Here is a 26,657-nt window from a genome sequence, read left to right on the forward strand (position 1 = left end):
CCGCCGTCTCCCATCAGGAGACGGCGGCATTCGTTTGGTCGGGATGGGTGGCGACCCCTTAATGGGGACGTTCGCCCTGCAGTGCATGGTTTTACAGGATAACCGTGCCGCTATAGAAGCCGTTTTTCGCCACCGGGGCTCGTCCCCACGCCTCTGGGCACGCCAAAAACCGCTTAGGACGAGGCCCGGCGAGGTTCTGGCCCTCCGGCGGGCCGAACTATCATGCCCCATGAAGTGTGATCAATGTGTGATTATCCACTCGCACTGTCTGTTGCGCTCTTGACCTGATCTAAGCCTATCCATATAGTGGCGGCGCTGGAACCCTGAAAACGTTGTGTATGGCTGACTCCTGGCCCCCGCCGGGAGCCCAGATGACCGTAGCTCGTTTGCCGGACTGCGCCCTTCAGCCGAGGAGGCACCCCCATGAGAAAAGCCCTGTTCGTCGCGCTCGCCCTGACGGTCGGCTCCGCCACCGCTGCCCCCTTTGTCCTGCCCGCCAAGTGGATGGCCGCCAACCCCTCGCAGGCCAAGACCGGCGGTGAGGTCCGCATTTACTCGCTGAGCGACTACAAGACGCTCAACCCCTTCACCAGCGCCGAGGCGGACAGCCTCCCCGACCTGATGAGCGACGTTGGCCTGGGCGGCCTCTTTACCCAGGACCCCAGCACGGACAAGTTCATCCCGCACATGGCCGACGCCATGCCGACGGTGAGCAACGGTGGCAAGCGCTTCGTCGTGAAGCTGCGCCAGGGCATGAAGTTCAGCGACGGTCAGCCCATCACCGCCGACGACTTCGTGACGACCTTCAAGATCCACACGGACGACAAGGTCGGCAGCAACTCCTACGACAGCTTCTTCCTCAACGGCAAGCCCATCACGCTGAAGAAGATCGACGACTACACCCTGCAGTTCGACTTCCCGCAGGTCAGCTCGGGCGCCTATGTCCGCATGGCGTTCATCCCCTGGCCCGACCACGTCTTCGGCCCGGTGTACCGCAGCAAGGGCGCCGAGGGCATCAAGGCGATGTGGGGCATCAGCGCCGATCCCAAGACCATCGTGTCGCCTGGCCCCTGGGTGATCAGCAACTACCAGCCCGGGCAGCGCGCCGTGCTGAGGAAGAACCCCTATTTCGGCGAGTGGAACAAGGACGGCGCGGGCAAGCCCCTGCCGTACCTCGACACCATGAGCATCCGGCTGCTCAAGGACCTCAACGCGGGCCTGGCCGCCTACCTCGCGGGCCAGATCGACACCTTTGCTCCCAGCAAGGCGGACGATCTCGCGCAGATCAAGCGCGCCATCGACAGCGGCAACCTCAAGGCCCAGCTCTTCCCGAACGTCAGCCCCAACGCGACCAGCCAGTGGATCGTCTTCAACTGGAACAAGGCGGCTGATCCCTTCAAGCAGAAGCTCTTCCGCGACGTGCGCTTCCGCCAGGCCATGAGCCACATCGCCAACCGCCAGGGCATGATCCAGCTCGCGCTGGGCGGCCTGGGCACCGAGGTGTACACCGGCGTGTACCCGGTGTTCAAGAACTACCAGTTCGCCAGCACGCCCAAGTACCCGTACAACCTGGCGCAGGCTTCCAAGCTGCTCGCCCAGATCGGCTTCACCAAGAAGAACGCCCAGGGCTACCTGGTCGACCGGACCGGCAAGGTGCTGGAGTTCAACCTCTCCACCAACGCGGGCAACACCGTGCGCGAGCAGCTCGGGCGCATCTTCGCCGACGAGGCCAAGAAGGTCGGCGTGAAGGTCAACTTCACCCCCATCGACTTCAACAACCTGGTGGACCAGCTCACCTCCAAGGGACCCAACCGGCCCTTCGACGCGATCCTGCTGGGCCTGTCGGGCGGCGACAACATCTGGCCCTACGGCAGCAACGTCATTCCCTGCGGTGGCAACCTGCACGCCTACAACGTGCCCGCGGACGGCAAGTGCCTCACCCCGCAGGAAAGCCTGATGACCAAGCTGTACTACCAGGGTGACCAGACGCTGGACGACGACGCCCGCCGCAAGATCGGTGAGCAATTGTCCAAGGCCGAGGCGCTGAACCAGGGCTTCGTCTACCTGGTCGGCACCAACTACCACGTCACCTTCAACAGCCGTCTGGGCGGTGAGTACGACCGCGACCTGTGGGACGCCTACAACCTGTCGCGTCCCTATGCTCACCTGACGACCTACATCAAGTAAGCGTCTAACTGGCAGGAGCTGCGTATCAGCTCTCTTTCGGGGCGGCTTCTTCGGGAGGCTGCCCCGGCTGCTTGGCCCCCGGGAGGAGACCCGCCTTGCTCACCTTTCTGCTTCGGCGCTTTCTGAGCGCCATCCCCACACTGCTGCTGTCCAGCCTCCTGATCTTTTTCATCATCCAGCTCGCGCCCGGCGACTTTCTGACGCCCGCCCGCCTCAACCCCAACATCACGCCCGAACACATCGCGGCCCTCCAGCGCAACCTCGGGCTGGATCGGCCCCTGCCGGTGCAGTACTGGCGGTGGCTGACCAATATGTTCCAGGGCGATTTCGGGGAGTCCTTCGCCTATCAGCAGAAGGTTCTGGCGCTGGCGTGGCCGCGCATCCTCAACTCCATGTGCCTGGTGCTGCCGTACCTGATCCTGTATTACCTGATCGCCATTCCGCTGGGGGTGTACGGGGCCCTGCGGCAGAACTCGCTGGGCGACAAGACCATCAACGTCGTCATGTACATCCTGCTGGGTTTTCCGAGCTTCTTCCTGGCGCTGCTGGTGATCTTCGGGCTGCTGCAACTGCGCTACGCGACGGGCTGGGATATTCCGATCAACGGCATGACCAGTGACAACTACCTCTCGCTCAGCCCGCTGGGCAAGTTCCTGGACATCGCCAAGCACGTCGCTATTCCGGCGCTGGTGCTGGCGGTCAGTGACGCGGCGGGCCTGACGCGCGTGGTGCGCGGGCAGATGCTGGAGTTCCTGCACGCCGACTTCGTGCGGACCGCCCGTTCCAAGGGCGTCAGCGAGTTCTCGGCGGTCTACCGGCACACCCTGCGCAACGCGCTGGTGCCCATCATCGCGGGGCTCGGGGGACTGCTGCCCGCCATCATCAGCGGCGCGGGCTTTATCGAGGTGGTGTTCGCGTACCCCGGCATTACCCCGATGACGCTGGACGCCATCGCCTCTCAGGACCTGTTCCTGATTGCGGGAGTGACCATGCTCTCGGTTATCCTGCTGATCATCGGGAACGTCCTCGCCGACATTCTGCTGAGCGTCGTCGACCCCCGAATTCGGTACGCCTGATGCGAGCCGCTCACCTTTTACAGATGGAGGAACAGGCATGAGCGTTCCCGCCACGTCCACCCCCGCCCCGGCGGCTCGCCGGTCCCAGTCGCAGTTTTCGGTGGCGCTCAACCAGTTCCGCAGGAACTCGCTGGCGAAATTCGGCGGCTCCCTGCTGATCCTGTTGTACCTGATGGCGCTGTTCGCCGGGTTCCTCGCCCCCGACGGGCTTTCGAGCTACAGCACCACCAACCTCACGCCGTATCACCCGCCGACGCCCGTGCATGTCCGCACCGAGCAGGGCTTGACCCGCCCCTTCGTCTACAACTACTCCCAGCAGCTCAACCCGGACACGTTCGTCAACGAGTACCGGCCGACCAAGGAGCGCTGCCCGATCTACTTTGGGGTGCGCGGCGACAGCTACCGCATCCTGGGCCTCATCCCCAGCAACATCCACCTCTTCGGCACCGGGAACGAGAACTGCAAGGTCTACCTGTTCGGTGGTGACTCGCTGGGCCGCGACCTGTTCACCCGGACGGTGTACGCCTCGCAGATCTCGCTGACCATCGGGGTCGCCTCGGTGCTGCTCTCGACCCTGATCGGCATGTTCATGGGGGCCATGTCGGCCTACTTCGGCGGCTGGGTCGACAACGTCATCCAGCGTCTGATCGAGGTGATCGCCGCGATTCCGTACCTCTTCCTGGTGATCCTGCTGCGCTCCATCTTCCCGCAGAACGTCAACCCGATTCTGGCGCTGTACATCATCCTGGGCATCCTGGCCTTTATCAATTGGGGCGGCCTGGCGCGCGTGGTGCGCGGGCAACTGCTCAGCGTGCGCGAGCAGGACTACGTGGCCGCCGCGACCTCGCTCGGGGCGTCCAACAGCCGCATCATGTGGCGGCACATGCTGCCCTCGATGACCACCTACCTGATCGTGGGGCTGAGCCTCTCCATTCCGAACACAATCCTGCTGGAGTCCGGCCTGAGCTTCCTGGGCATCGGCGCGGTCGAGCCCTACGCCTCCTGGGGCAGCCTGCTGAGCAGGGCGCAGGAGGGCGGCTTCGCCTCCATCACCCAGCGGCCCTGGGTGCTGATCCCGGGCTTCTTCATCGTGCTGACCGTGATGTGCTACCAGCTTCTGGGCGACGGCCTGCGCGACGCCTTTGACCCGCGCAAGCGCCGGTGAAGCCTCACGCGCCGCACGTATACGCCAGGCGCGGTGCTGACTGTATGATGATGTGCATGTTCCGCAAAGTGTCGCAGCCAAGGCTGGAGGAAAGATGACCCATCAGGGTGAAGTGTTGCTGGCCGTCAATGGCCTGAGGACGTACTTCAACACCGACGACGGTGTGGTGAAGAGCGTGGACGGGGTGACCTTCCACATCAACAAGGGCGAGACGCTGGCGGTGGTGGGCGAGTCGGGCTCGGGCAAGAGCGTGACCAGCCTGAGCATCATGCGCCTGATTCCCGTGCCGCCCGGCAAGATCGAGGGTGGCGAGATCCTCTTCACCGGCAAGGACGGCGTCCAGCGGGACATCGTGAAGCTCTCCGAGTCCGAGATGCGCAAGATTCGCGGCAACGACATCTCGATGATCTTCCAGGAGCCCATGACGAGCCTCAACCCGGTGTACACCGTAGGCGACCAGATCGCCGAAGCCGTCATGCTGCACCAGGGCAAGAACCGGCGCGACGCGATGGGCGTGGCGACCGACATGCTGCGCTTCGTGGGCATCCCCGCCCCCGAAAAGCGCGTGAACGAGTACCCCCACCAGATGTCCGGCGGGATGCGCCAGCGCGTGATGATCGCCATGGCCCTCTCGTGCAACCCGGCCCTCCTGATCGCCGACGAGCCCACGACCGCCCTCGACGTGACGATCCAGGCGCAGATTCTGGACCTGATGCGCAAGCTCCAGCGCGACATCGGCATGAGCATCATGTTCATCACCCACAACCTGGGTGTGGTCGCCGAGATGGCCGACCGGGTCGTGGTGATGTACGGCGGGCGCGTGGTGGAGGAAGGCGACGTGGTCGAGATCTTCAAGGCGCCGCGCCACCCCTACACGATGGGGCTGCTGAACTCCATCCCCCGCCCAGGCGTGCATATCCACGAGCCCGGCAAGCCCAAGAGCCGCCTGGAGGCGATTCCCGGCAATGTGCCCAACCCGCTGAACCTGCCGCCCGGCTGCCCCTTCGAGCCGCGCTGCAAGTTCGCGGTCGAGGCCTGCCGCGAGGCGGTGCCGCCCCTCTTCGACACCGGGAACGGGCACACCGCGCGCTGCATCCGCTGGCACGAGTTCGAGCAGGTCCAGCAGGAGGTGACCGCATGACCCAGACCACCGTTGTGGCCGCGGTGCCCGGGGTGACCAAGGGCAGGCGTGAAGGCCCCCCCACCGGCGAGACGCTGCTGGAAGTGAACAACCTGGAGAAGTTCTTCCCGATTCGCGGCGGGCTGCTCTCGCGCGTGGTGGGGAACGTGAAGGCCGTGAACGACGTGTCCTTCAAGCTCGCGCGCGGCGAGGTCGTCGGCCTGGTGGGCGAGTCGGGCTCGGGCAAGACGACGGCGGGCCGCGCGATCCTGCGATTGATCGAGCCGACCGGCGGGCAGGTCATCTTCAACGGGACCGACATCACCCGGCTCTCCAAGGGGCAGATGCGCGACTACCGCCGGGAGATGCAGATCATCTTCCAGGACCCCTTCGCCAGCCTCAACCCGCGCATGACGGTGTCGGACATCATCGGCGAGGCCATGCAGATTCACAACCTGCACCCGGGCCGCGAGCGGGTCGACCGCATCGCCGAGCTGCTCCAGAAGGTGGGCCTGCGCCCCGAACACATGCGCCGCTACCCCCACGAGTTCTCGGGCGGCCAGCGCCAGCGCATCGGGATCGCCCGCGCGCTCGCGGTGGACCCCTCCTTCATCGTGGCGGACGAGCCGGTCTCGGCGCTCGACGTGTCCATCCAGGCGCAGGTCGTGAACCTCCTCCAGGACCTCCAGGAGGAACTGGGCCTGACGGTGCTGTTCATCGCGCACGACCTCGCGGTGGTCGAGTACATCTGCGACCGCATCATCGTGATGTACCTGGGCCGCGTAATGGAGATCGCCTCCAGCCGCGAGCTGAACAACAACCCCAAGCACCCCTACACCGAGGCGCTGCTCTCCGCCGCGCCGGTGCCCGACCCCACGGTGAAGCGCCAGCGCATCATCCTGGAAGGGGACATTCCCAGCCCGATCAACCCGCCCAGCGGCTGCGTGTTCCGCACCCGCTGCCGCTACGCGGTGGACGACTGCGCCCGCATCGTGCCCGAGTTGCGCGAGGTCGCGCCCGGCCACTTCAAGGCCTGCATCCGCGACGACATCCTGTAAGCGCCGCCCCCCAGGGGCCGAGCGAAGCGAGAAGTGAAAAGGAGCACCGGGCCGCCCCGGTGCTCTTGTTATGGCGTCACAAGGCCCTCGCCCCGCGCGGGGACCTTTTTTGCGCCTCCCCAAGCTGTCGCGTTTCTGACCAAACCTCTCACACGTCACAATTCGGGGCGATGCAGGATGCGGCCATGAAACGAACTCTCATGACGGCAGCGGCCCTGCTGCTTGGCACGGCCTCGGCGGCGGACCTCCGCATCTACCCCAGTTTTACGGAAGTGCGTGAACCTGTACGGGCGACCGGGACGACCTTGAGCGTCACGCTGCCCGAGGCGGCCTGGGCGGGCCTGATCCCCGGCACGCTCGACCTCGAAGGGTTGAACTTCACGAGTGCGGTGCAGCGGCAGGAGGCGAACTGGCTCGCCACGCTGGAGGGCAAGACGGTGTACCTGAAGCGGGGGGACGCGGACCCGCAGCCCGTCACTCTGATCCGCGCCCGCGACCTGCTGGTGAGGGACGCGCAGGGCCGCTACCTGAATGCCCGGTACGAGGATTTAAGCTTTGACGTGCCGCCGCCCCTGAACCCCCTCACGCCCTCTCAAACGCTGACCTTCACGCTGCCGCAGGCGGGGACGGGCACCCTGTCCTACCTGACCCGCGCGGTGACGTGGGCGCCGCGCTACACCCTCAAGGCCGGGACGGGTGGGGCGCAGCTCTCGGCCCTGGCGGACATCCGCAACGGCACCGACCTCGCCTACGACGTGAAGATGACGGAGCTGTACGCGGGGGACGTGGAGGTGCAGGGGGGGCCGCCGGTGCCCGCGCCCTACGCGGTGGAGAGCCGGGCAACGGCCGGAGCGCTCGCCGACACCGCCGCCCCCAAGATCAACTCCCTCGGCGAGTTGCGCGGCCTGTACCGTTACGCCCTGTCCACGCCCTTCACCCTGCCCGCCAACAGCGTCGTTACCCTGCCCTTCCTGACGCCCAAGCTCACCAGCTTCGAGCGGTACGCGGGGCTGAACACCTACTTCACCCCGCAGAATGCCTCCGGCACGCTGAGCCGCTTCTACCGCCTCAAGGCCGATCAGCGCCTGCCCGGCGGCAGCATCACCGTGCGCGAGGAGGGCCGGATCGCCGGGCAGACGACCATTCCCGAGACGGCCAAGGGCGCCGAGATCGAGTTCACTCTGGGGAGCGACCCGGATGTCCGCTACACCCGCAGCGTGCAGACGGTGAGCAGCGAGAAGAACGCGCAGGGGAACGTCGTGCGGAGCACCTACCGGGTCACCTACGCCTTCGAGAACGGCAAGGACCGCGCCGTCCGCGCCGAGGTGACCGAGACGGTGGGGGGGCGCCGCATCATCATTGACTCTGCGCCCGCCCGCCAGAACCAGGCGCAGGCCGAACTGCGGGTGGACGTGCCTGCGAACGGCAAGGCGACGAAGAGCTTCACGCTGGTGGTGGACAACAGCTAGCGTTCAGCCGTCAGAAGGGGATGGCGCGGGCCTCAGCTCAGGCTGGGGCTTTCTTTTGCTGACCACGAGGGCGGAACTCAGCAACCTTGTCACCCTGAACGAAGTGAAGGGTCTCGAAGCCTCGTGGTGCTTCGCCAACGCTCGGCATGACCACCCTTTTGCGCCTGCTCCTAGACGATCCCCTCCAGATACGCCCGCACGTCCGCCCTGACCGGCATGAAGTAGGCGTGGTGCCCCCGCTCCCGCGCGAAGGCGAGCGTCCGGGCCGCGAACTCGCGGTTCCACTCCAGGGTCGGCTGGAAGGAGCGGGGAAAGACGGCGTGGTTGCGCGCCCGCCAGTAGTTCAGGGTGGCGTCGTTGGTCACGGTGGTCGCGCCCCACCAGACCTCCACGCCCTCGGGGATCAGGTCGGCGAAGGCGTCCATCAGGCGCAGGTCGAAGAAGGGCTGGGTGAAAAAGCCGCAGGCCCCCGCGTCCAGCTTGCGCTCCAGGTAGTCGCGCTCCCGCGCGAAGCTCTGGCGGTAGGGGTCCAGGCCCGCGTAGACCCGCACGTGCGGCAGCTCGCGGCGAAAACGCCGGATGGCCCGCACCGCGTCCACGTCGTAGACCCGAGCGCTCATGTCGGCGGGGGCGTCGCCCGTGATCACCAGCACCTCGTCGATACCCGCCGCCTCCAGCGTCTCGGCCATCGGCAGGGGCTCGACCGGGTTGAGGTCCACCGCGCGCACGTGCGGAATGGCCCGGTAGCGGGGCCGCGCGAAAGAGCAGCCCACCCAGGAACGGGTCGAAAAGCGCGTCAAGTCCGGCACGTTCACGGTGTCGATGCCCGGCAGGTGGTTGGCCACGACCTCCAGCTCCGCGCGCAGTCCGCTGCGGCTGCGGGGCACGAGTTCGACCGAGACGCGGGTTCTCGGGGTGGTGGTCACTGGCCGCCCCCGGCGGCGGGTTGTGAACTGTGGGCCGTGGATTGTGGGGGAGGTGGCGGGAGCTTCCCCGGGTCGTAGGCGAGGATCGGCCCCAGCCAGCGTTCGGCCTCCTCGACCGTCCAGCCCTTGCGTCCCGCGTAGTCCTCGACCTGGTCGCGCCCGATGCGCCCCACGGCGAAGTAGTGCGCCTCCGGGTGCGCGAAGTACAGGCCCGAGACGGCGGCGGCGGGGAACATCGCGCACGACTCGGTGAGCGAGAGGCCGATGTCCTCAGCCCCCAGCAGCCCGAAGAGGGTGCGTTTCTCGGTGTGGTCAGGTTGGGCGGGGTAGCCGGGCGCGGGGCGGATCCCCGCGTAGCGCTCCCGGATGAGGTCCTCGTTCCCCAGCGTCTCGCCTTCCGCGTAGCCCCAGTGCCGCACCCGCACGTCGCGGTGGAGCTTCTCGGCAAAGGCTTCGGCCAGGCGGTCGGCCACGGCCTTGACCAGAATCGCGCCATAGTCGTCGTGCTGCCGCTCGAACTCGCGGCTCAACTCCTCCGCCCCGTGGATGGCGACCGCGAAGGCGCCAATGTGGTCTCCCTTCAGGCCCACGAAATCGGCGAGGGCGGTGTTCGGCGTGGCCTGGTCGCGCTGCTGGCGGAGGGTGTGGAGGCGGGCCATGGGGGAGAGGTGCGCCCGCCCGGCGGCCAGTTCGTGCGTCTGGTGGTTGAGGGGGTCCGCGTGGTCCTCTGCCCCCACCACGATGTCGTCGCCCTCCCGACGGGCGGGCCACAGCCCGATCACGCCGCGTGCCCTCAGCAACCCCTCGTCCACGATGCGGCGCAGGAGGGCCTGGGCGTCGTCAAAGAGCTTGCGGGCCTCAGCGCCGCGCAGGGGGTCGGTCAGGATGTTGGGGTAGATGCCCTTCATCTCCCAGGCGATGAAGAAAGGCGTCCAGTCTATGTAGTCCAGCAATTCGGCGATGGGTTGCTCGATGACCTGCCGACCCGGTTCACGGGGGGCGGGTGGTCGGGCAGGGGAGAGGCGGGGGGCACGGGCGCGGGCTTCCGGGAGGGAAATCAGGCGCACCTTCCGCTCCCCGTGCCGCTCCCGCAGAGCCTCATACTCGTTCCGCACGCGCTCCCGCACCGCGTCGGGCTGGGAGAGGAGGTCGCCCACCACCCCGACGGCCCGGCTGGCGTCCGCCACGTGGACGACCGTGCCGTCATAAGCCGGGTCAATCTTGACCGCCGTGTGCGCCCGGCTGGTCGTCGCGCCGCCGATCAGGAGCGGTGTGTCCAGCCCTCGCCGGGTCATCTCCCGCGCCACGTTCACCATCTCGTCGAGGCTGGGGGTAATCAGACCGGAGAGGCCGATCACGTCCGCGCCCAACTCGCGCGCCGTGTCCAGAATCTTCTCGGTCGGCACCATCACGCCGAGGTCGGTCACCTGATACCCGTTGCAGGCGAGCACCACGCCCACGATGTTCTTGCCGATGTCGTGAACGTCGCCCTTCACGGTGGCGAGCAGGACCTTGCCCTTCCCGCCCTGCCCGGTCTGCTGCGCCTCCAGGTAGGGGGTGAGGTGGGCGACGGCGCGTTTCATCACGCGGGCCGACTTGACCACCTGCGGCAGGAACATCTTTCCGGCCCCGAACAGGTCGCCGACCACGTTCATGCCGTCCATCAGTGGCCCCTCAATGACGGCGAGGGGGGAGCCGAGGAGCTGGTAGGCTTCCTCCGCGTCTTCAACCACATAATCCGTGATTCCGGCGACGAGGGCGTGCTTCAGGCGTTCCGCGACGGGCTGCTCCCGCCACGCGCTCTGGGCGGTCGCCTCCCGCTTCACGTCCTTGTAGCTCTCGGCAAGCTGGACCAGACGTTCGGTGGCATCGGGCCTGCGGGCCAGGATCACGTCCTCCACCGCCTCCCGCAACTCCGGCTCGATGTCCTCGTACACGGCGAGCATCCCCGCGTTCACGATGCCCATGTCGAGGCCCGCTTTGATTGCGTGGTACAGGAAGACGGCGTGCATCGCCTCGCGCACGTGGTTGTTGCCCCGGAAGGCGAAGGACACGTTGGAGATGCCGCCCGACACCAGCGCGCCCGGCAGATTCTGTTTGATCCAGCGCGTCGCCTCGATGAAGTCCAGCGCGTAGCGGTCGTGCTCCTCGATGCCCGTCGCCACCGTCAGCACGTTCGGGTCGAAGATGATGTCCTGCGGGGGGAAGGCGGCCTGTTCGGTCAGCAATTTATAAGCGCGCGAGCAGATTTCGATGCGCCGCTCCAGATTGTCCGCCTGCCCCTGTTCGTCGAAGGCCATGACGACCGCCGCCGCTCCATAACGCCTGAGCAGCCGCGCCCGTTCCAGAAACTTCTCCTCGCCGTCCTTGAGGCTGATGGAGTTCACGACCGCCTTGCCCTGCACGCGCTTCAGGCCCGCCTCCAGAATCTCCCACCTGGAGGAATCGAGCATCAGCGGCACGCGGGAAATATCCGGCTCGCCCGCCAGCAGGTTGAGGAAGCGCACCATCGCCGCCTCGCCGTCGAGCATCCCCTCGTCGAAGTTCACATCCACGAGCTGGGCGCCGTTCTGCACCTGCTGCCGCGCGATCTTGAGCCCCGCGTCGAAGTCCCCCGCAAGGATGGCTTTCGCAAATTTCGGGCTGCCCGTCACGTTCGTCCGCTCGCCCACGTTCACGAAGTTGGTCTCGGGGGTAACGGTGAAGGCCTCCAGGCCGCTCAGGCGCAGGTAGGGGGGGAGCTTGGGGGCGGTTCGGGGAGGAAGACCTTCGGTAGCCGCCTTGATCGCCCGGATATGCTCCGGCGTGGTGCCGCAGCAGCCGCCCACGATGTTGACCAGCCCCTCCTCGGCGAAGGAGCGCAGGACAGAGGCGGTATGCTCCGGCGTCTCGTCGTACTCGCCGAACGCGTTGGGCAGGCCCGCATTGGGGTGGACGCTGACGAGCGTTTCCGTGTTCGCCGCCATCGCCCGCAGGTGGGGCCGCAGCAGGTCGGCGCCGAGCGCGCAGTTGAGCCCCACGCTGAAGAGGTTGGCGTGCTCGGTACTCACGACAAACGCTTCCGGCGTCTGCCCGCTCAGCGTGCGCCCCGAAGCGTCCGTAATCGTGCCGGAAAGCATGATGGGGAGCGTCTTCCCGGCCTGAACGAACGCCTCCTCACACGCAAACAGGGCCGCCTTCGCATTCAGCGTGTCGAACACGGTTTCAATAAGAATCAGGTCGGCGCCCCCCACGATCAGCCCCCCCACCTGCTCGATATAAGCAGCGACCAGACCATCGAAGGTCACGTTGCGGAAGTCGGGCCGCTCCACGTCGGGGGAGAGGGTGGCCGTGCGGTTCGTCGGCCCGACCGACCCGGCGACCCAGCGGGGCCGACCGTCGCGGGCGGTGAATTCGTCGGCGACCTCGCGGGCCAGCCGCGCCCCCGCCTCGTTCATCGCGCGGACGAGATGTTCGGTGCCGTAGTCGGCCTGGCTGATCGCCGTCGAGTTGAAGGTGTTCGTGCTGGCGATGTCCGCCCCCGCCTCGAAGTAGGCGCGGTGAACGTCCCGGATCACGTCGGGCCGGGTCAGTTGTAGCAGGTCGAAGTTGCCCCGGTACATCCGCAGGGGGTCGGCCCCGGGCCAGCGGAAGTCGCCCTCGGTCAGCCCGGCCCGCTGGAGCATGGTGCCCCAGGCCCCGTCGAGGACCAGAATTCGTTCCCGCGCGTGGGCGCGAATGTCCTGTGTGTCTGCCGCCATGAAATCACCCCGGTGGGAAAACGGGCCGCGCCTCAACCCCTCGCCGCCCGTGAAACCTCGAATGCGCCTTTTGCGCCGCCTCTGGGCCATCGTCTCCTGCCGCGCCATCGTTGGCCGCATAGGGCAGGAGCTTTCCCGAATGGGCACCGCTGCCGTGATGGGGGCCGGTTGCCGCGCCGTCACTGGGCAGGAAATTCCCTCGGGCGCTCTGGATGGCCGTGCCAGCGGCACGACTCCAGAAGGATAGCGCGGGCCGGGGCGGGGGGAAGGTGGGGAAGGGCAGACAAATCGGGCGGTGGGGTCGGGCCGTGAGGTGCTCCCAGCAAGCCTATACTCGGCCTACGCGAAAGTCGGTGTGGGTGGGTCCCGGGCGGGTGGCGTTGCCGGATGACCCCCGGGGACCGCACGTTCCTCGCGTGGGAGGTTCGGCATGGACGCAGAAGCGGCGCGGGCGGGGCAGGAGACGTTCGACTACGTGGTGGTGGGTGCCGGGTCGGGGGGCTGCGTGGTGGCGGCCCGGCTGTCGGGGGCGGGGGCGCGGGTGCTGCTGCTGGAGGCGGGCGGGCCCGACGAGATGCGGGAGATTCACATCCCGGCGGCCTTTCCCAAGCTCTTCCGCTCGCCGCTCGACTGGAACTACGAGACCGAGCCCCAGGAACACCTGAACGGGCGGCGGCTGTACTGGCCGCGGGGCAAGATGCTGGGCGGGTCCAGCAGCATCAACGCGATGATCTACATTCGCGGCCACCGGGCGGACTACGACGGCTGGGCGGCCCAGGGCAACCGGGGCTGGAGCTACGAGGACGTGCTGCCCTACTTCCGGCGCGCCGAGGACTTCGAGGATGGGGCGAACGAGTACCACGGCGCGGGCGGACCGCTGCACGTGGAGAACCGCCGCTACACCCACGAGATCTGCGACGCGATCACCCGCGGCTTCGAGGCGCTGGGCTATCCGCGCAACGACGACTTCAACGGTCCCGAGCAGGAGGGGGTGGGCCGCTACCACGTCACCCAGAAGGGCGGCGCGCGGCACTCCACGGCCACGGCCTACCTGCGCCCGGCCCTGGCCCGCGGCGGTCCCGGCCACCTGGAGGCCCGCACGGGGGCGCTCGTCACCCGGGTGCAGATCGACGACGGGCGGGCGACGGGCGTGACCTACCGCGACGAGCCGGGCGAGCATGAGGTCCGGGCGAGCCGCGGCGTCGTGCTCGCCGCCGGGGCGATCACCAGCCCGCACCTGCTGATGCTCTCCGGGGTGGGCGAGCGGGCCATGCTGGAGGCGGCGGGCGTGGAGGTCGTGCACGAGTTGCCGGGGGTCGGCCAGAACCTGCAAGACCACCTCTTCGTCCCGGTGGTGTACGACACCGAAACCGCCAGCCTGAAAGACGCCCTGAGCGAGACCCAGATGAGCCTCTACCTGACCGAGGGGCGCGGGATGCTGTGCAGCAACGTGGGCGAGACGGGCGGCTTCATGCGGACCGACCCGGCCCTGGAGGCGCCCGACCTCCAGTTCCACAACGGCGCGGCCCTGTTCGTGGACCACGGCTTCCTGGAACTCGACGGCCACCACTACACCCTGCTGCCCTCGCTGATCGCGCCGCGCAGCCGGGGTCAGATTCGCCTCGCCAGTGCCGACCCGGGGGACCGCCCCCTGATCGAGCCGAACTACCTCTCCGACCCGCGCGATATGGACGTGCTCGTCGCCGGGGTGGAACTCGCCCGCCGGGTGGGGGACACGCCCGCGCTGGCCCCCTACCGCCTGACCGAGGTGATGCCCGGCGAGGCGGTGACGGACCGCGCGGGATTGGAGGCCTACATCCGCGAGCAGGCCATGACGATCTACCATCCGGTCGGCACCTGCAAGATGGGCCACGACGAGCTGGCGGTCGTGGACGACGAACTGCGGGTGCGCGGCCTGGAAGGGCTGTGGGTCGCCGACGCGAGCGTGATGCCCGTCATCCCCCGCGGCAACACCAACGCGCCCACCATCATGATCGGTGAGAAGGCCGCCGACCTGATCCTGGGCCGCCCGGCGCCCGAGCGGCAGCTGGTGGAAGCCACGGCCTGAGCCGGGAGGCAGCAGGGGGCACGACTCCCCGAGGGAGCGTGGGCCGGGTCAGGCAGAAGGTGGGGAAGGGCAGACAACGGGAGGCCGTGCATGGACAATGGCCGCACCATGCATCTCGTCCAGCTCCTCCTGCCCCTCTACGACAACACGGGACAGCCCTTCGAGCAGGCCCGCTATGCCCCGATTCGCCGGACGCTCACCGAACGCTTCGGCGGCCTGACCGCCTACGTCCGCGCCCCCGCCGCTGGCCTGTGGAAGGACGGCGACCAGACCGTGCGCGACGATGTGGTGGTCTACGAGGTCATGGTGGAGGAGCTGGACCGCGCGTGGTGGGCGGCCTACCGCGAGACGCTGCGCCGGGAGTTCCGGCAGGAGGCCCTGGTGATCCGGGTGCAGCCGGTGGAACTCCTCTAATTGAACGGTCCGCTGCGGCTCCCTTGGGCTCACCCGAAGGGTAAAGTCTGCCTTTACTCGCCCGTGAAGGAACGGCTCAGTTCCCGTGCATCAATGCAGGCAGTGACGTGAAGGATGAGGGAACCCTGACGTTGCTGCCCAGCACGGGTACAGGAGGACTGCATGGTACGGACGTTCGCGCGGGTCGCAGGCATCATCTACCTTCTTGTCGGGATTCTGGGTTTCTTTCCCGCGCTCCTTTCGCCCCCCATGGGTCCTGACCTGGCGGTGGACGCCTTCCATGGCCGCCTCCTGGGGCTGTTCCCAGTCAACCTGACCCACAACATCGTCCACCTCGCCATCGGCGCGTGGGGCCTGGCGAGCGCGGGCTCGTTCAGCGGTGCCGTCAGCTTTGCCCGGGGTTTGGCTGTCCTGTACGTCATCCTCGCCATCATGGGCCTGATCCCCGGCCTGAACACCATGTTCGGCCTGGCCCCGCTGCACGGCAACGACATCTGGCTGCACGCGGGCACGGCCCTGATCGCCGCCTACTTCGGCTGGGGCGCGGCGCGGGACGACGCTACCCTCTCGCGCTGAGGATGGTTTGGTTGGGGCGAGGAGTTACGCGGCTCCCGCCCCCTCTCCTTTTTATTCTCATCTGCTCCGTAAATAACCCCCGATAAGTATTTGAGGCTAAAGGAAACGTACGGAGCCGTAGGTCGTGAGGCTATTGTAGATGGTTAGGAAGGGTCGGGGAGAGGGCAGTCAAACAAGCAGAAGCCCAACTGGCGGAGCTACTATCGAGGGCTTCTTGGGGGTTCATGTACCAGCGGTCAAACTCTTGGGGCAGAGCGGGGAACCGGGCAAAATCCCAAGCACCATCGTTGGAGTCAACGACGCCTTCTGTAAGTTCTGCCAGGGCGGAAGCAAGGAACCCGTAAAGGACGTTGATAGCAGCGGGTTGACCAATTGAGCGTCGGAAGTACCAACTTCTTTTCAAGAGTTGGGCTGTAGTGTAGACCTGCTCAAGCTCGGGCGTCTGTTCGAGCTGGGGATGGTCACATAGCCAGTCCGATCTCAGTTCTCGTGCCCATTGCTCGTCTAGTGGTAATATATGGGCATCCGTACCACCTTCTACGCCGTTTAAAGTAAACCAGGCGTAGTAATTCTCGCTCCACCAGAAGGGATCGTCGAGATTTACATGATGGATTTCTCTATTATCACTGGAAATCAACCTAACATCAATTTGGGGATCAAAAGCAACGCCGTGCTGTTCGAAGTAGCCATGCAACTTTAGTTCCGTTAGGACTTTTAAACTTAGAAAAGAGGGAATACTTGTGTTTCCTGGATAAACGTCAAACGTAGTTGACATTCCTGCCCCCTCACCCCACCGTCTCCAGCGCCCTTGGGTAGCTCCCGATGATCTTCGCGTAGCTCGCCTTTCGCAGCACTCCGGCGAGGGCTTGGGCCACCTGGGGGTCCTGGGGATGCCCCTCGATATCCACGTAGATCAGGTAGCTCCAGGCGCGGTCGCGGCGGGGGCGCGACTCGATGCGCGAGAGGTTCAGGCCGCGCAGCTCGCCGAGCGTCTCGACCAGGAAACCGGGGGTGTGGCGCACGGCGAAGACGAGGCTGATCTTGTGGGGCACGTCCAGGGGCGCGGGTTCGTGGCGCGAGAGGAGCATGAAGCGGGTGTAGTTGAAAGGCTCGTCCTCGATCTCGCGGGCCAGGATGTCCAGGCCGTACAGCTCGGCGGCGCGGGCGGAGGCGATCACGGCCTCGTCGCGGGCGCCCCGAGCAGCGAGGTCCTTGGCGCTGCCCGCCGTGTCGTGCCCGGCGACGGGCTGGAAGCCGTACTGGCGGATCAGGCCGGTGCACTGGTCCAGCGCGGGCTGCTGGGAGATCACCCGCCGCACGTCCTCGATCCTCACGCCCGGCAACGCCATCAGGCAGTGGCTCACGCGCACCACGACCTCGCCGATCACATGCAGCTCGGTCTCGCTGAGCAGGTCGATGGACTGGTGAATCGCGCCCATCAGGCTGTTCTCGACGGGGAGGGTGCCGTAGTCGGCCTCGCCCCCCTCGACCGCCCGGGCGACCTCGTGGAAGGTGGGGTAGCCCCGGGTGGTGACGCCCGTGTGGGGCACGCCCGCGCTGCCCAGGGCGTGGAGCGCGGCGATCTCGCCGTAGGCCCCCGGGTTGCCCTGAAAGGCGACCGTGAGGTGCCCCCCCGTGGCCTGCTCGTCCGCCTGCACGCTCGGCTGCCCGTTCATCCCGGCAGGCTAGCGCACGGCGTTCCGGGGACGGGGGAGGTGGGTAGACGAGGGGCACGCGCCGGGGGAATAGACTCTGACGGTGCCCATCGCCACGCCCGACCCCATCCTGGACCTCGACGCCGCTTCTCTCAGCGCCGCCACCCGCCGGGGTGACCTGACCGCGGGGGAGGTGACGCGGACCTACCTCTCGCGTCTGCGCGCCCTCAACCCCCGGCTGCGGGCCGTCATCACCGTGAACGAGGGGGCGGAGGCCGAGGCCGAGCGGCTCGACGCCCTCCCCGCCGAGCGGCGCGGTCCGCTGCACGGCCTGCCCATCCTGATCAAGGACAACATTGACGTGGCGGGGCTTCCCACCACCGCCGGAAGCCTGCTGATGACCCGGCACATCCCGGAGCGGGACGCGCCCCTCGTCGCGCGGCTGCGGGCCGCCGGGGCCGTGATCCTGGGCAAAGCCAACCTCACCGAGTGGGCCAACTTCATGACGCTGGGAATGCCCAACGGCTACTCCGGGGCGGGCAGCCAGACCGTGAACCCCTGGGGCGAGGGGCTGGACACGGGCGGGTCGTCGAGCGGGAGCGGGGTGGCGGTCGTGGCCCGCATGTGTGTGGCGGCGGTCGGCACCGAGACGAGCGGGAGCATCCTCAGCCCGGCGCAGCAAAACGGCGTCATCGGCCTCAAGCCCACGGTTGGCCTGATTCCGCGTACGGGGGTGGTGCCCATCAGCCACAGCCAGGACACCGCCGGGCCGATCACCCGCTCGGTGCGCGACGCCGCCCTCCTCCTGGGCGTGATGGCCGGGCCGGACGACGCGGACGAGGCGAGCCGCCTCATTCCCGTCCCGGACCTGACCCTGCAAGCAGGGGCGCTGGAGGGCAGCGTGATCGGCGTGCTGCGTGACCCGCCCGGGGGCGGCCCGGTGGATGAGGCCGAACGCGCCTCCCTCTCCCGCGCCGAGGCCGCGCTGATCGAGGCCGGGGCGACCCTCCAGGACGTGACGCTGGAGAGCGCTCCCGAGCTGAGCGGCTGGCGGCTGGAAGTCCTCGTGTACGAGTTCAAGCATGACCTGAACGCCTACCTCTCGGGGGTGCGGGATGGCCCCCGCAGCCTGGCCGAGGTCATCGAGGCGAACGACGCCGATCCCGAGCGGCTCCAGCGGTATGGGCAGACGCTGCTGTACGCCGCCCAGGGCACCCGTGGGGATTTAAGTGAGCGCGCCTACCACGAGGCCCGCGCCCGCGACCTCGACCACACGCGCACGCGGGGCCTCGATCCCCTCTTCGCCCTGGGCCTGGACGCGCTGCTGTGGCCCGGGCTGCACGGCTACGCGGTGGGCGCCAAGGCCGGGTATCCCAGCGTCACCGTGCCGACCGGACTGCACGACGGCACCCCGACTGGCGTGCTGCTCACCGGACCGGCAGGAAGTGATGGCCGCCTGCTCTCGCTCGCCGCCGACCTGAACCTGCGGCTCGGCGGGGTGCAGTTCCCGCCCGATGCCCCGGCTTGACCCTTTGCTCCCTCCCGTCTAGCATGGGCGGGCTGCCGTGAGCGGCAGGGAGCAGGGGCGGTTAGCTCAGCGGTAGAGCGTACGCCTTACAAGCGTAGGGTCGGGGGTTCAAATCCCTCACCGCCCACCAGGAAAGACCTCGGCTCAGCCGGGGTTTTTGTGTTCTTAGCGTCCCTCCCGCGCGTCTACCAGCAACTCCCCCGCCAGGGCGAGCGCGGCGGGACCCAGGGGGCTGCGGGTGACGCCCAGCAGGGTGCCCAGCTTGTCCCGCCGGGCGCTGCTGAGGTAGGTCCAGCGGTCGAGGTCGGCGCGGTGGGTGCGGGCGGTCTCGTCGCGCAGGTAGCGGACGGCGCCGTCGTAGTACCCGGACTGGAAGGCGGCGCGGGCGCGTTTTTCCTGCTCGACCAGGCCCAGGCCGCGCGTGGCGAGCAGCACCCGGCGGGCCTCGTCCTCGCCGCCGAAGCCGTAGAGGCCATCCAGGCGGTACACGGCCTTGGGAAAGCGCAGCCCGGCCGACGCCCGCCAGGCGTGGGGCAGGCGAATCTCGAACTCGGGCCAGCCGTGGATGTGGGTGAGGAGCGCGGGGTACAGCAGGCTCACGGCCACCTCCCGCGCCTCGGCGAGGGCGAGGAGCTGTTCCTGGGCACCGTGGCCGGGGCCGGTGTAGGTGCGCCGCGCGCTGTCCAACCGGGCGGCGGCCTGGCCCAGCAGGTCCTCGCGGTGGGCGGCCAGCCGCTCCTCGTTCAGGTTCCAGAGGGTGCGCTGGATGCGGCCATAGTGCCCGGTGGGGTCATATACGACGCGGCTGGTGGCGAGCAGGGCGACCGGGGCCTCCTCGCGCGCCACGTCCCAGTCGCGCCACTGCTCCAGCTTCTCGTACGGGTAGCGCTGCACGGTGACGCCCGCCCGCGCCTCGGTCTGCGGCGAGAGCAGGCCGCGCTCGAAGGCCACCAGGGTCGGCACGCTGCCCGCCCAGGCGTCGTCGGTGCCGTAGCTTCCCGCCTGGGCAACGGCGCGCACCTTGCGGTCCGCCACCAAACGGTCCTGCACTTTGTCCGGGTCCTGCAACCTCGCCTCCGCTCCTCAGGATAGCGGCAAGGCGGGCTCGGCGGCGCGCAAGAGCAGGCCGCGCAGATGTTCTATATGTGCGGCCCGCCACCCGGCCCGGTCCTCCAGGTGCAGGTTGATCGCGTGCGTGTACCCCAGCGCCCGGTACACCTCGCCCACCAGCCGCGCTTCCCCCAGCAACGCGCGCAACTCGGGAAGGGGCAGGAGGTCCGTCCAGGCGGACAGGTACGCCGTCTCTACCGCCTCCAGCGTGTCCGTTCCCGCACCCTCCGGCGCGAGGTAGGCGGGGTCCGCGTCGAGGAAGGGATGGGTCACGCTCGCGTCGGACCAGTCGAGGAGCGTCCAGTGCCCCTCCCCGCCTTGCACGGCGTTCCAGCGGTGGAGGTCGCCGTGCCCGGCCACCCGGGGCAGGGGGGACGCGGCGAGCCGGGCGCAGGCTTCCCGCACGCGCGGCTCCAGCGCCCGGAGGCTGGCCGCCTCGTCCGGGGTCAGGCCCTCCTCCTCGCCCACCATGAGGTGCTCGTCCCGCAGCAGTTCGGGGAGGAGGGAGGCGACCCATTCCGGGCCGTGGTCGGGCAACCCCAGGGCGCGCAACTCGGGCAGCAGGGGAAGACTCGCCCGCTGCACCCAGGCGAGGTGGGCGGCGAGGGTCGTGCCGTCCTCGGCCTCGCCCGGCACCTCCCCCGCGTGGGCGAGGAGCAGCAGGTTCCGCCCCGTGTCGGCGGCGAGGACGGGCGGGGCCGCGCCCGGAATCTCGCGCGACAGCAAGCAGGTGACGGGCACCTCCCGGGCGAAGAACGTCGGGACGGCCTTCAGGTAGAGGGGGTCCCTCTCCCCCAGCGGCACCCGCCACAGGGCACTGATCCCCCAGTGCTTGAGGGGTTCGGGCCAGCCCGCACGGGTCAGGCCCTGCTCGCGCAACTCCCCGTCCAGCCACGCCAGTGCCCCCGCCGCCCAGCCGGGACGCGCGAAGTCCGGGCGCAGGTCCGGGATGGGGGCGAGGGCGACTTCGGCCCAGGCCTGCTCGCGTTCCGGGAGAGCGCCCGGCGTCACCCACTCCACGCCGCTCACGTCCGTGACGGGGTCGAGCTGCCAGACGGACTCGCGGACCAGGGTGCCGTCCGGGTCGGTCGGTAACCGCACGAACCCGAGCCGCCGCAGCGGGGCCAGCCAGGGGGCCAGGGCCGGGAAGGCGTCCGTGAGGCCGCAGCCCACGAAGGTGTTCTCCGTGACCACGGCACAGGGCAGCGCTCCCCCCACCGCCGCGACCCGCTGGCCGTCCGGGTGGGCGAGGACGGCGTGGAGGGTCGTTCGCAACGGCGCGGTCATGGGGTCAGTTTGCGGTGCGGGCTCTGCCCCGTGCGTCAGCCGGGTGGCCTACAGGGGACCACCACACCCGGCGAAGAGCCCGGGTCACCCACTCGCGCCGAGGCGGCCCAGCCACACCCCCACGCCGAACACGACCGCACCGCCCACGATGACCTGGAAGATGGTCTGTCCCAGCGGACTCCGCATGTACTTCCAGCGGATCAGGGCGATGACGACCAACTCGGCGAGCACGACCACGTAGGCCAGGGTGAGGGCCGCGCGCAGGTCGGGCAGCAGGAAGGGCAGGGTGTGCAGCATCCCGCCCAGGATGGTGGCGAGCCCGGTGATCACGCCGCGAGCCACCGGCGTGCCGCGCCCGCTCACCTTGCCGTCGTCCGAGAGCGCCTCGGCCAGCCCCATGCTGATGCCCGCCCCCAGACTGGCGGCCAGCCCTACGAAAAAGGCGTCGATGGGCTTGCCCGTCAGCCCCGCCGCCGCGAAGATCGGCGCCAGGGTGCTCACACTGCCGTCCATCAGGCCCAGCAGCGCGGGCTGGACCTTCTGGAGGACGAAGGTGTGGTCATGCGGCGGGGCAGGCGTGGGTGTGGCCTGCGGGGGAAGGGGGGAGGACATCGGCCCATCCTACCCTTAATAAGAATGCTTCTCAATAAGATATTCCGATGGGAGAACTGGGGATGGCGGAACCCTCACCCCTCCCCGGTGTCCAGCAGCAGTTTGGGGCGGAACTTCAGCCCGTCCGCCGCAACGAGGTGGGCGGGGATGCCGTTCACGTGCCGCAGCGCCCGCTCGGGATTGACGCCGTGCAGGTGCCCATACACGATCATGTCGGGACGCGCGGCCTCGATCACGGGCGTCAGCGCATTCGGCGGGTAGGGGGGGCTGGCGGGCGGATAGTGCAGCATCAGGAGGAGGTGGTCGCCGGGTTGCCGGAGCCGCGCGGCGGCCTGGGTACTCAGGCGCAGCCGCTCGGCCTCACGGTTCAGCAGCCGCTCGTCGTCCTCGCTCAGGGGTTCGTAGCCGGGCGTGAGCCAGCCGCGCGAGCCGCACACGACCACGTTCCCCACCCGCACGGCGTCGTTCTGCACGGCGAGCATGCCCGGGGGCAGCGCGGCGCGCAATTTGCCCGCGCTCGTCCACCAGTAGTCGTGGTTGCCGCGCAGCAGCACCTTCGTCCCGGGCAGCGCCGCGATCAGGGCGAGGTCGGCGGTCGCGTCCGGGAGCCGCATGGCCCACGAGAGGTCGCCGGGCAGCAGCACGAGGTCGCCGGGGCGCACCTCCTCCCGCCAGTGTTCGAAGATGGCTCCCGGGTGCCCCGCCCAGTTCGGCCCAAACACCGTCATCGGCTTGGGCGTCACGCTGGAGAGGTGCAGGTCGGCGATGGCGAACACGCGCATGAACAAGACTCCGGGGTGGAAGGGGAGCGGGCAAAGAAGAAAGCCTCCCGCGGGGAGGGGAGGCTTCCTGCGTGGTCGGGGCGAGAGGATTCGAACCTCCGACCCCTTCGTCCCGAACGAAGTGCGCTACCAGGCTGCGCTACGCCCCGTCCAACCACGGCCCCAGTCGTCAGGCTCGGCCCGCTTCCAGTGCGCCCGGTAGTCTACGTGGTGCCCCCGGGGGTGTCAAGCACGCTTTTCGTCCCTCCTGCCGCCGCCGGGGATCAGGGGAAAGGTGTCATGCCGGGCGCACGCGAAGCCTCTCGGGGGGACACGGAGAGGCCTTCACTGCGCCCGGGACGACACGTCCGCCTGACGAACAGGCCCGACCATCACTCCACCTGCTCGTCATCGTCGAAATTGTCCTCCGGCACGGCCTCGCCTGCCGCCGCCGACACCTCGCGGATCGCGGCCCAGATCACTGCTCCCGGAAAGCCGCGCCGGGCGAGGAAGGCGTAGGCGCTCGCCCGTGGGTCGCGCTTGCGGGCGAAGGAGGACCAGCGGCGCTCCAGCAGGGCGGTCGCGTCGGCCTGCTCCTCGTCGGGGTCGCGGGCGGCCAGGGTCTCCTCGATCAGCCCCTGGGTCACGCCCCGGCGTTTGAGGGTCTGGCGTACCCGGAAACCGCCCACCCCGCGGCGGCTCCCCTCCGCCCGCGCCACGCCCTCGTCGTTCTGGTAACCCAACTCCTGCACGCGGGCGAGCACCTCCCCCGCCAGCGCCTCGTCGTCGGTGCGGCGCAGCAGTCGGGTGCGGAGTTCGGCCTCCGTCAGCGCCCGTCCCGACAGCGCCCGGAAGGCGTAGGCGAGCAGGTCGTCGCGGGCCTTTTGCCTCTCCTCGGGGGTCTTTTCCTCGCCCGTCGTCACGTCCCCAGTATGCCGCTTGCGCCGCACGGCCCGCACCCGCTACACTGCCAGGGTTGCCCATCCCCAGATGGGTCACCACGCGCCCGGCAACCTGCGGGCCGCGTGCGCGCCGGAGACACCCGGTGCTTCGTGTTCCCCCGCCCCGAGGTGGTGGGAACCGCCCCGCGGGAAGCGGGAGAAAGAGAGTTCACCATGGCCCTGCGTCACAAGTCTGCCCAGAAGCGTCACCGCCAGAGCCTCAAGCGGCGCATGATCAACCGCAGCCGCAAGAGCACCATCAAGACCTTTACCAAGAAGGCCGTCGCGGCTGTCCAGACGGGCGCCGAGAACGCGACCGAGCTGCACCGCAAGGCCGAGAGCCTGATCGACAAGGCGGCCAAGGGCAGCACCCTGCACAAGAACACCGCCGCCCGCAAGAAGAGCCGCCTGGCCAAGGCCCTGAACAAGGCCAAGGCCGCCACGCAGCAGGCGTAAGCGAGCAGGATCAACCTGGAAGGCCACCTCCGCGCGGGGTGGCTTTTTTTGCTGTCTTCACGGGCGCGGAGGCGGCAGACCGGGTGGGGCTGCTGCGAGCCGATGGAGTGACGAAAGAGGACACTTCTCCTCCCGGAGAGGACTTCTTTGACCCCTCTGCCCTGGGGAGAAGGGCTGGCGGAGCAAAGGGTAGGGGTCCAAACCGCCGCCTCCCCCTAATCCCGCACCTCATCCAGGTCGAGCGTTCCCGTGTAGTGGTTGAACTCCACGAACAGGCGGTAGACGCCGGGGTGCCCGCTGCCGACCAGTGAGACGGACCAGCGGCCCGGGGGGCACTCCTGCCCGGCGACCTGGGTACCGGACGGGTCGACCAGGCGCAGGGTGGCGCGTCCGCTGCTCACCGTGCAGGTGCCCCGGACGCCCACACTCTTGCCGTCCTCGAACAGGCTGTAGGCGTAGCTGTTCTGGCCCTGGGCATTGAGCAGGTGCGTGGGCGTGAGCGTCACGTACCCCAGGCGCAGGCCGAAGGTGAAATACAGCAGGGCCACGGCGGCGACCAGGGCCAGGAGCAGAAAGCGCATTGCGCGTAGTGTAACGCGGCTTACCTGATGAACGCTATGTAAAAGCCCCCGCCAGCCGCGTCACGCCCTCCCGGATGCGGTCGGGTGTGAGGTGGGCAAAGGCGAGCAGCACGGCGGGAGGGCGCGGACCCAGGGCGAGGGGGGCGGCGGGCGTGAGGGCCACTCCCACCCCGGCAGCCAGGCGCACGGCCTCCTCCTCGGAAAGCGGTGGGGGCAGGGTGACGTGGACGTGGAGCCCCGCCCGGGCGGGCGTGACCTCCCAGCCGGGCAAGGCCGCCAGGGCCGCGAGCAGGACCTCGTGCCGGTGCCGGATCGCCTGCCGGGCGCGGCGCAGGTGGCGGGCATAGGCCCCCGAGGCGAGTACGTCCGCGAGCGCGAGCGCGTCGAGCGTGGCGGGTGCACGGTCGGTGAGGGGCCGGGTGCCCGCGAGCAGGCGCGTGACCCGCTCGGGCGCGACGAGGTAGCCGCTGCGCGTGACGGGCGCGAGGCTCTTGCTGAAGCTCCCCAGCAGGATCACCCGCTCGGGGGCGAGGCCCTGCATGGCCGCCGGGGGCCTCGCCGCGTGGTGCAGGTCGGCGGCGTAGTCGTCCTCCAGGATGAGGGCGCCCGTCCGACGTGCCCAGGCAACCACCTCCGCTTGCCGGGCGGCGGGGAGCGCGACGGTCGTGGGGTACTGCGCCCCCGGCGTCAGGTAAAGCAGGGTCGCCCGATCCGGCAGCGCCGCCGGGTCCAGGCCCGCCGGGTCCACCGGAACGGGGAAAAGGGTGGCCCCGGTCGCCCCCAGCGCCGCCCGCGCGCCGGGATAGGTGGGGTCCTCCAGCGCCGCCACCCGCCCCTCCTCCAGAAAGACCCGCGCCAGCGCGTCCAGGGAGGCCTGGGTTCCGCCCGTCAGCATCACCATGTCGGGGGTGACGCGGGCACCGCGCTCGGCGTTGAGGTAGGCGGCCAGCGCCCGGCGCGTTTCGAGCGGGCCGAGTTCGGGGGCCGGGTCGGGGAGGGTCGCCTGCCCCGCCGCCCGGGCCTGCCGGGCCAGGGCCTGCGCCCACGCCCCCGCCGGGTACAGGTCGGGCACGGGCTGCCCCACCCGGAAGTCCACCGCGTAGGTGCCGCCCGCGTCGGGCACGTGGCCCGCCAGCGCCCGGGTCGCCCAGGCGCTGAGGGGGAGGGGGGCCTGCGCCTCCTCCACCCGGGCCGGGCCGGGAACCGCGACCCGGGTGCCGCTGCGGCCCCTCGTCCGCACGTAGCCCTCGGCGTCGAGCTGGGCGAGGGCGTCCACCAGGGTGTTGCGCGAGACGCCCAGCCGCGCGGCGAGGGCGCGGTGCCCCGGCAGCCGCGTGCCTTCGGGAACGGTGCCCGCCAGAATCGCCTCGCGCAGGGTGCGGGCGACCCGGGCGTGCAGGGCCTCGCCGGGAAGGGGCGGGCGCAGTTCGTCGGGGGCTCCGGTCACCCTATGCCCCTCAGCGGCTGAACTCGCGCGCGAGCCAGGCGGGGTCGCCCCCCTCGGCGGCCAGGGCCTGACCAGCCAGCGTCAGGAAGCGGTCGCGGGCCGCCTCCGCCTCCTCCCGCGTCAGGCCGTGCGCGGCGGGGTCGGCGAGCAATTCGCGCAGGAGGGGGAAGACGGGCGTGTCGGGGTGCAGTTGCCCATTCACGCTCACGTCCGCCCGCCACTTCAACAGGTAGTCGAGCGCGTAGGGGCCGGGTTCGAGCACGCACCCGCCGGGGTAGGGGATGCGCCGCGGGGCGGGGAAGGAGACGGCGGGGGCCGAGGTTGTCATGGGGACAGGATGCACCCTGGGGCACCGGTCAGAAAGGAACTCCCGGCTCCCTTGCTGGCCGAGTGCGTAGGGCGACCAGAGAAGGGAGGGGTGTCCTTCCACTCGTCTCGCCCGCTGGACCGCTCCCCAGCCCCGCCAATCCCAAAACTTCG

Annotated in this window: 23 protein-coding genes and 2 tRNA genes; 12 read left to right on the forward strand and 13 right to left on the reverse strand. The window is 68.9% G+C overall.

The window, feature by feature from the left end; translation table 11 throughout:
- The first annotated feature begins 423 nt into the window (after positions 1-423).
- From DAERI_RS00705 to DAERI_RS00730, 6 genes are all read left to right on the forward strand, one after another.
- Entirely contained in the window at positions 424-2,187 is a 1,764-nt protein-coding gene (locus tag DAERI_RS00705; protein WP_103127563.1) for an ABC transporter substrate-binding protein, read from the forward strand.
- A gap of 95 nt (positions 2,188-2,282) precedes the next feature.
- Complete coding sequence (locus DAERI_RS00710; RefSeq protein ID WP_103127564.1) at positions 2,283-3,263, forward strand: ABC transporter permease; 981 nt, start codon at positions 2,283-2,285, stop codon at positions 3,261-3,263.
- A gap of 37 nt (positions 3,264-3,300) precedes the next feature.
- On the forward strand, positions 3,301-4,428 hold the full coding sequence (locus tag DAERI_RS00715) for an ABC transporter permease (protein ID WP_103127565.1): 1,128 nt from the start codon (positions 3,301-3,303) through the stop codon (positions 4,426-4,428).
- 94 nt (positions 4,429-4,522) lie between these two features.
- Positions 4,523-5,569, forward strand: a complete 1,047-nt coding sequence (locus tag DAERI_RS00720) for an ABC transporter ATP-binding protein (RefSeq protein WP_103127566.1) — start codon at positions 4,523-4,525, stop codon at positions 5,567-5,569.
- A complete protein-coding gene (locus tag DAERI_RS00725; RefSeq protein WP_235610154.1) occupies positions 5,566-6,606 on the forward strand; it encodes an ABC transporter ATP-binding protein in 1,041 nt (346 codons plus the stop codon). Before DAERI_RS00720 ends, DAERI_RS00725 begins: the two co-directional genes overlap by 4 nt.
- A 185-nt stretch (positions 6,607-6,791) precedes the next feature.
- Complete coding sequence (locus DAERI_RS00730; protein WP_165794021.1) at positions 6,792-8,075, forward strand: DUF4139 domain-containing protein; 1,284 nt, start codon at positions 6,792-6,794, stop codon at positions 8,073-8,075.
- Positions 8,076-8,245: 170 nt separating this feature from the next.
- Here DAERI_RS00730 and DAERI_RS00735 read toward each other — a convergent pair whose 3' ends face one another.
- Together DAERI_RS00735 and metH are read right to left on the reverse strand one after the other, a co-directional pair.
- Positions 8,246-9,001, reverse strand: coding sequence for a methylenetetrahydrofolate reductase (locus DAERI_RS00735; protein ID WP_103127568.1), 756 nt, complete (start codon positions 8,999-9,001; stop codon positions 8,246-8,248).
- Positions 8,998-12,741: a methionine synthase gene (gene metH, locus DAERI_RS00740; protein WP_103127569.1), complete on the reverse strand. Its 3,744-nt coding sequence runs from the start codon at positions 12,739-12,741 to the stop codon at positions 8,998-9,000. The genes DAERI_RS00735 and metH overlap by 4 nt, the downstream gene beginning before the upstream one ends.
- A gap of 430 nt (positions 12,742-13,171) precedes the next feature.
- On the opposite strand from metH, the gene DAERI_RS00745 reads away from it, so the two are divergent.
- From DAERI_RS00745 to DAERI_RS00755, 3 genes are all read left to right on the forward strand, one after another.
- Positions 13,172-14,809, forward strand: a complete 1,638-nt coding sequence (locus tag DAERI_RS00745) for a GMC family oxidoreductase (protein WP_103127570.1) — start codon at positions 13,172-13,174, stop codon at positions 14,807-14,809.
- 90 nt (positions 14,810-14,899) lie between these two features.
- Complete coding sequence (locus DAERI_RS00750; RefSeq protein ID WP_439952243.1) at positions 14,900-15,223, forward strand: hypothetical protein; 324 nt, start codon at positions 14,900-14,902, stop codon at positions 15,221-15,223.
- Between the two features lie 162 nt (positions 15,224-15,385).
- Entirely contained in the window at positions 15,386-15,799 is a 414-nt protein-coding gene (locus DAERI_RS00755; RefSeq protein ID WP_103127571.1) for a DUF4383 domain-containing protein, read from the forward strand.
- Positions 15,800-15,929: 130 nt separating this feature from the next.
- Here the strand turns inward: DAERI_RS00755 and DAERI_RS21850 are convergent, their stop codons facing one another.
- Both DAERI_RS21850 and DAERI_RS00760 read right to left on the reverse strand, forming a co-directional pair.
- The gene (locus DAERI_RS21850) at positions 15,930-16,574 is read right to left on the reverse strand and encodes a hypothetical protein (RefSeq protein WP_133161934.1); all 645 of its coding nucleotides are present in this window, start codon (positions 16,572-16,574) and stop codon (positions 15,930-15,932) included.
- A gap of 10 nt (positions 16,575-16,584) precedes the next feature.
- Positions 16,585-17,475 (reverse strand): prephenate dehydratase, encoded by an 891-nt coding sequence (locus DAERI_RS00760; protein ID WP_103127572.1) that lies wholly within the window; start codon positions 17,473-17,475, stop codon positions 16,585-16,587.
- Between the two features lie 82 nt (positions 17,476-17,557).
- Between DAERI_RS00760 and DAERI_RS00765 the strand changes: the two genes are divergently transcribed.
- A complete protein-coding gene (locus DAERI_RS00765) occupies positions 17,558-18,982 on the forward strand; it encodes an amidase family protein (protein WP_103127573.1) in 1,425 nt (474 codons plus the stop codon).
- Positions 18,983-19,037: 55 nt separating this feature from the next.
- Positions 19,038-19,112, forward strand: a tRNA-Val gene (locus DAERI_RS00770).
- Between the two features lie 35 nt (positions 19,113-19,147).
- On the opposite strand, the gene DAERI_RS00775 is transcribed toward DAERI_RS00770, so the two are convergent.
- The 6 genes from DAERI_RS00775 to DAERI_RS00800 all read right to left on the reverse strand — a co-directional run bounded on the left by DAERI_RS00775 (position 19,148) and on the right by DAERI_RS00800 (position 23,675).
- Entirely contained in the window at positions 19,148-20,050 is a 903-nt protein-coding gene (locus DAERI_RS00775; RefSeq protein WP_103127574.1) for a hypothetical protein, read from the reverse strand.
- A 15-nt stretch (positions 20,051-20,065) separates the two neighbouring features.
- Positions 20,066-21,379 (reverse strand): phosphotransferase, encoded by a 1,314-nt coding sequence (locus DAERI_RS00780; protein WP_103127575.1) that lies wholly within the window; start codon positions 21,377-21,379, stop codon positions 20,066-20,068.
- 84 nt (positions 21,380-21,463) lie between these two features.
- Positions 21,464-21,991, reverse strand: coding sequence for a VIT1/CCC1 transporter family protein (locus tag DAERI_RS00785; protein ID WP_103127576.1), 528 nt, complete (start codon positions 21,989-21,991; stop codon positions 21,464-21,466).
- Between the two features lie 74 nt (positions 21,992-22,065).
- The gene (locus DAERI_RS00790; protein WP_103127577.1) at positions 22,066-22,773 is read right to left on the reverse strand and encodes a metallophosphoesterase; all 708 of its coding nucleotides are present in this window, start codon (positions 22,771-22,773) and stop codon (positions 22,066-22,068) included.
- Positions 22,774-22,845: 72 nt separating this feature from the next.
- Positions 22,846-22,922, reverse strand: a tRNA-Pro gene (locus tag DAERI_RS00795).
- Positions 22,923-23,144: 222 nt separating this feature from the next.
- Positions 23,145-23,675 carry a regulatory protein RecX gene (locus tag DAERI_RS00800; protein WP_235610155.1) on the reverse strand — a complete coding sequence of 177 codons (531 nt, stop codon included), beginning with the start codon at positions 23,673-23,675 and terminating at the stop codon, positions 23,145-23,147.
- Positions 23,676-23,867: 192 nt separating this feature from the next.
- Here DAERI_RS00800 and rpsT point away from each other — a divergent pair, with 192 nt between their 5' ends.
- The gene (gene rpsT, locus DAERI_RS22185; RefSeq protein ID WP_165794022.1) at positions 23,868-24,149 is read left to right on the forward strand and encodes a 30S ribosomal protein S20; all 282 of its coding nucleotides are present in this window, start codon (positions 23,868-23,870) and stop codon (positions 24,147-24,149) included.
- A 215-nt stretch (positions 24,150-24,364) separates the two neighbouring features.
- Here rpsT and DAERI_RS00810 read toward each other — a convergent pair whose 3' ends face one another.
- The 3 genes from DAERI_RS00810 to DAERI_RS00820 are packed head-to-tail and all read right to left on the reverse strand — an operon-like array spanning position 24,365 to position 26,505.
- The gene (locus DAERI_RS00810) at positions 24,365-24,730 is read right to left on the reverse strand and encodes a hypothetical protein (protein ID WP_103127580.1); all 366 of its coding nucleotides are present in this window, start codon (positions 24,728-24,730) and stop codon (positions 24,365-24,367) included.
- 34 nt (positions 24,731-24,764) lie between these two features.
- On the reverse strand, positions 24,765-26,177 hold the full coding sequence (pdxR, locus tag DAERI_RS00815) for a MocR-like pyridoxine biosynthesis transcription factor PdxR (protein ID WP_103127581.1): 1,413 nt from the start codon (positions 26,175-26,177) through the stop codon (positions 24,765-24,767).
- Positions 26,178-26,187: 10 nt separating this feature from the next.
- Positions 26,188-26,505 carry a hypothetical protein gene (locus DAERI_RS00820; protein WP_103127582.1) on the reverse strand — a complete coding sequence of 106 codons (318 nt, stop codon included), beginning with the start codon at positions 26,503-26,505 and terminating at the stop codon, positions 26,188-26,190.
- Between the last annotated feature and the right edge of the window lie 152 nt (positions 26,506-26,657).

Source organism: Deinococcus aerius (assembly GCF_002897375.1).
Classification (GTDB): domain Bacteria; phylum Deinococcota; class Deinococci; order Deinococcales; family Deinococcaceae; genus Deinococcus; species Deinococcus aerius.

Excerpts from the sequence above, each read along its gene's own strand:
- DAERI_RS00755 (WP_103127571.1), top strand. The coding sequence starts at position 15,386 with ATGGTACGGACGTTCGCGCGGGTCGCAGGCATCATCTACCTTCTTGTC.
- DAERI_RS00780 (WP_103127575.1), bottom strand. The coding sequence starts at position 21,379 with ATGACCGCGCCGTTGCGAACGACCCTCCACGCCGTCCTCGCCCACCCG.
- DAERI_RS00820 (WP_103127582.1), bottom strand. The coding sequence starts at position 26,505 with ATGACAACCTCGGCCCCCGCCGTCTCCTTCCCCGCCCCGCGGCGCATC.
- DAERI_RS00750 (WP_439952243.1), top strand. The coding sequence starts at position 14,900 with ATGGACAATGGCCGCACCATGCATCTCGTCCAGCTCCTCCTGCCCCTC.
- DAERI_RS00715 (WP_103127565.1), top strand. The coding sequence starts at position 3,301 with ATGAGCGTTCCCGCCACGTCCACCCCCGCCCCGGCGGCTCGCCGGTCC.
- DAERI_RS00785 (WP_103127576.1), bottom strand. The coding sequence starts at position 21,991 with ATGTCCTCCCCCCTTCCCCCGCAGGCCACACCCACGCCTGCCCCGCCG.
- DAERI_RS00760 (WP_103127572.1), bottom strand. The coding sequence starts at position 17,475 with ATGAACGGGCAGCCGAGCGTGCAGGCGGACGAGCAGGCCACGGGGGGG.
- DAERI_RS00720 (WP_103127566.1), top strand. The coding sequence starts at position 4,523 with ATGACCCATCAGGGTGAAGTGTTGCTGGCCGTCAATGGCCTGAGGACG.
- rpsT (WP_165794022.1), top strand. The coding sequence starts at position 23,868 with ATGGCCCTGCGTCACAAGTCTGCCCAGAAGCGTCACCGCCAGAGCCTC.
- metH (WP_103127569.1), bottom strand. The coding sequence starts at position 12,741 with ATGGCGGCAGACACACAGGACATTCGCGCCCACGCGCGGGAACGAATT.
- DAERI_RS00725 (WP_235610154.1), top strand. The coding sequence starts at position 5,566 with ATGACCCAGACCACCGTTGTGGCCGCGGTGCCCGGGGTGACCAAGGGC.
- DAERI_RS00790 (WP_103127577.1), bottom strand. The coding sequence starts at position 22,773 with ATGCGCGTGTTCGCCATCGCCGACCTGCACCTCTCCAGCGTGACGCCC.
- DAERI_RS00730 (WP_165794021.1), top strand. The coding sequence starts at position 6,792 with ATGAAACGAACTCTCATGACGGCAGCGGCCCTGCTGCTTGGCACGGCC.
- DAERI_RS00705 (WP_103127563.1), top strand. The coding sequence starts at position 424 with ATGAGAAAAGCCCTGTTCGTCGCGCTCGCCCTGACGGTCGGCTCCGCC.
- DAERI_RS00810 (WP_103127580.1), bottom strand. The coding sequence starts at position 24,730 with ATGCGCTTTCTGCTCCTGGCCCTGGTCGCCGCCGTGGCCCTGCTGTAT.
- DAERI_RS21850 (WP_133161934.1), bottom strand. The coding sequence starts at position 16,574 with ATGTCAACTACGTTTGACGTTTATCCAGGAAACACAAGTATTCCCTCT.
- DAERI_RS00745 (WP_103127570.1), top strand. The coding sequence starts at position 13,172 with ATGGACGCAGAAGCGGCGCGGGCGGGGCAGGAGACGTTCGACTACGTG.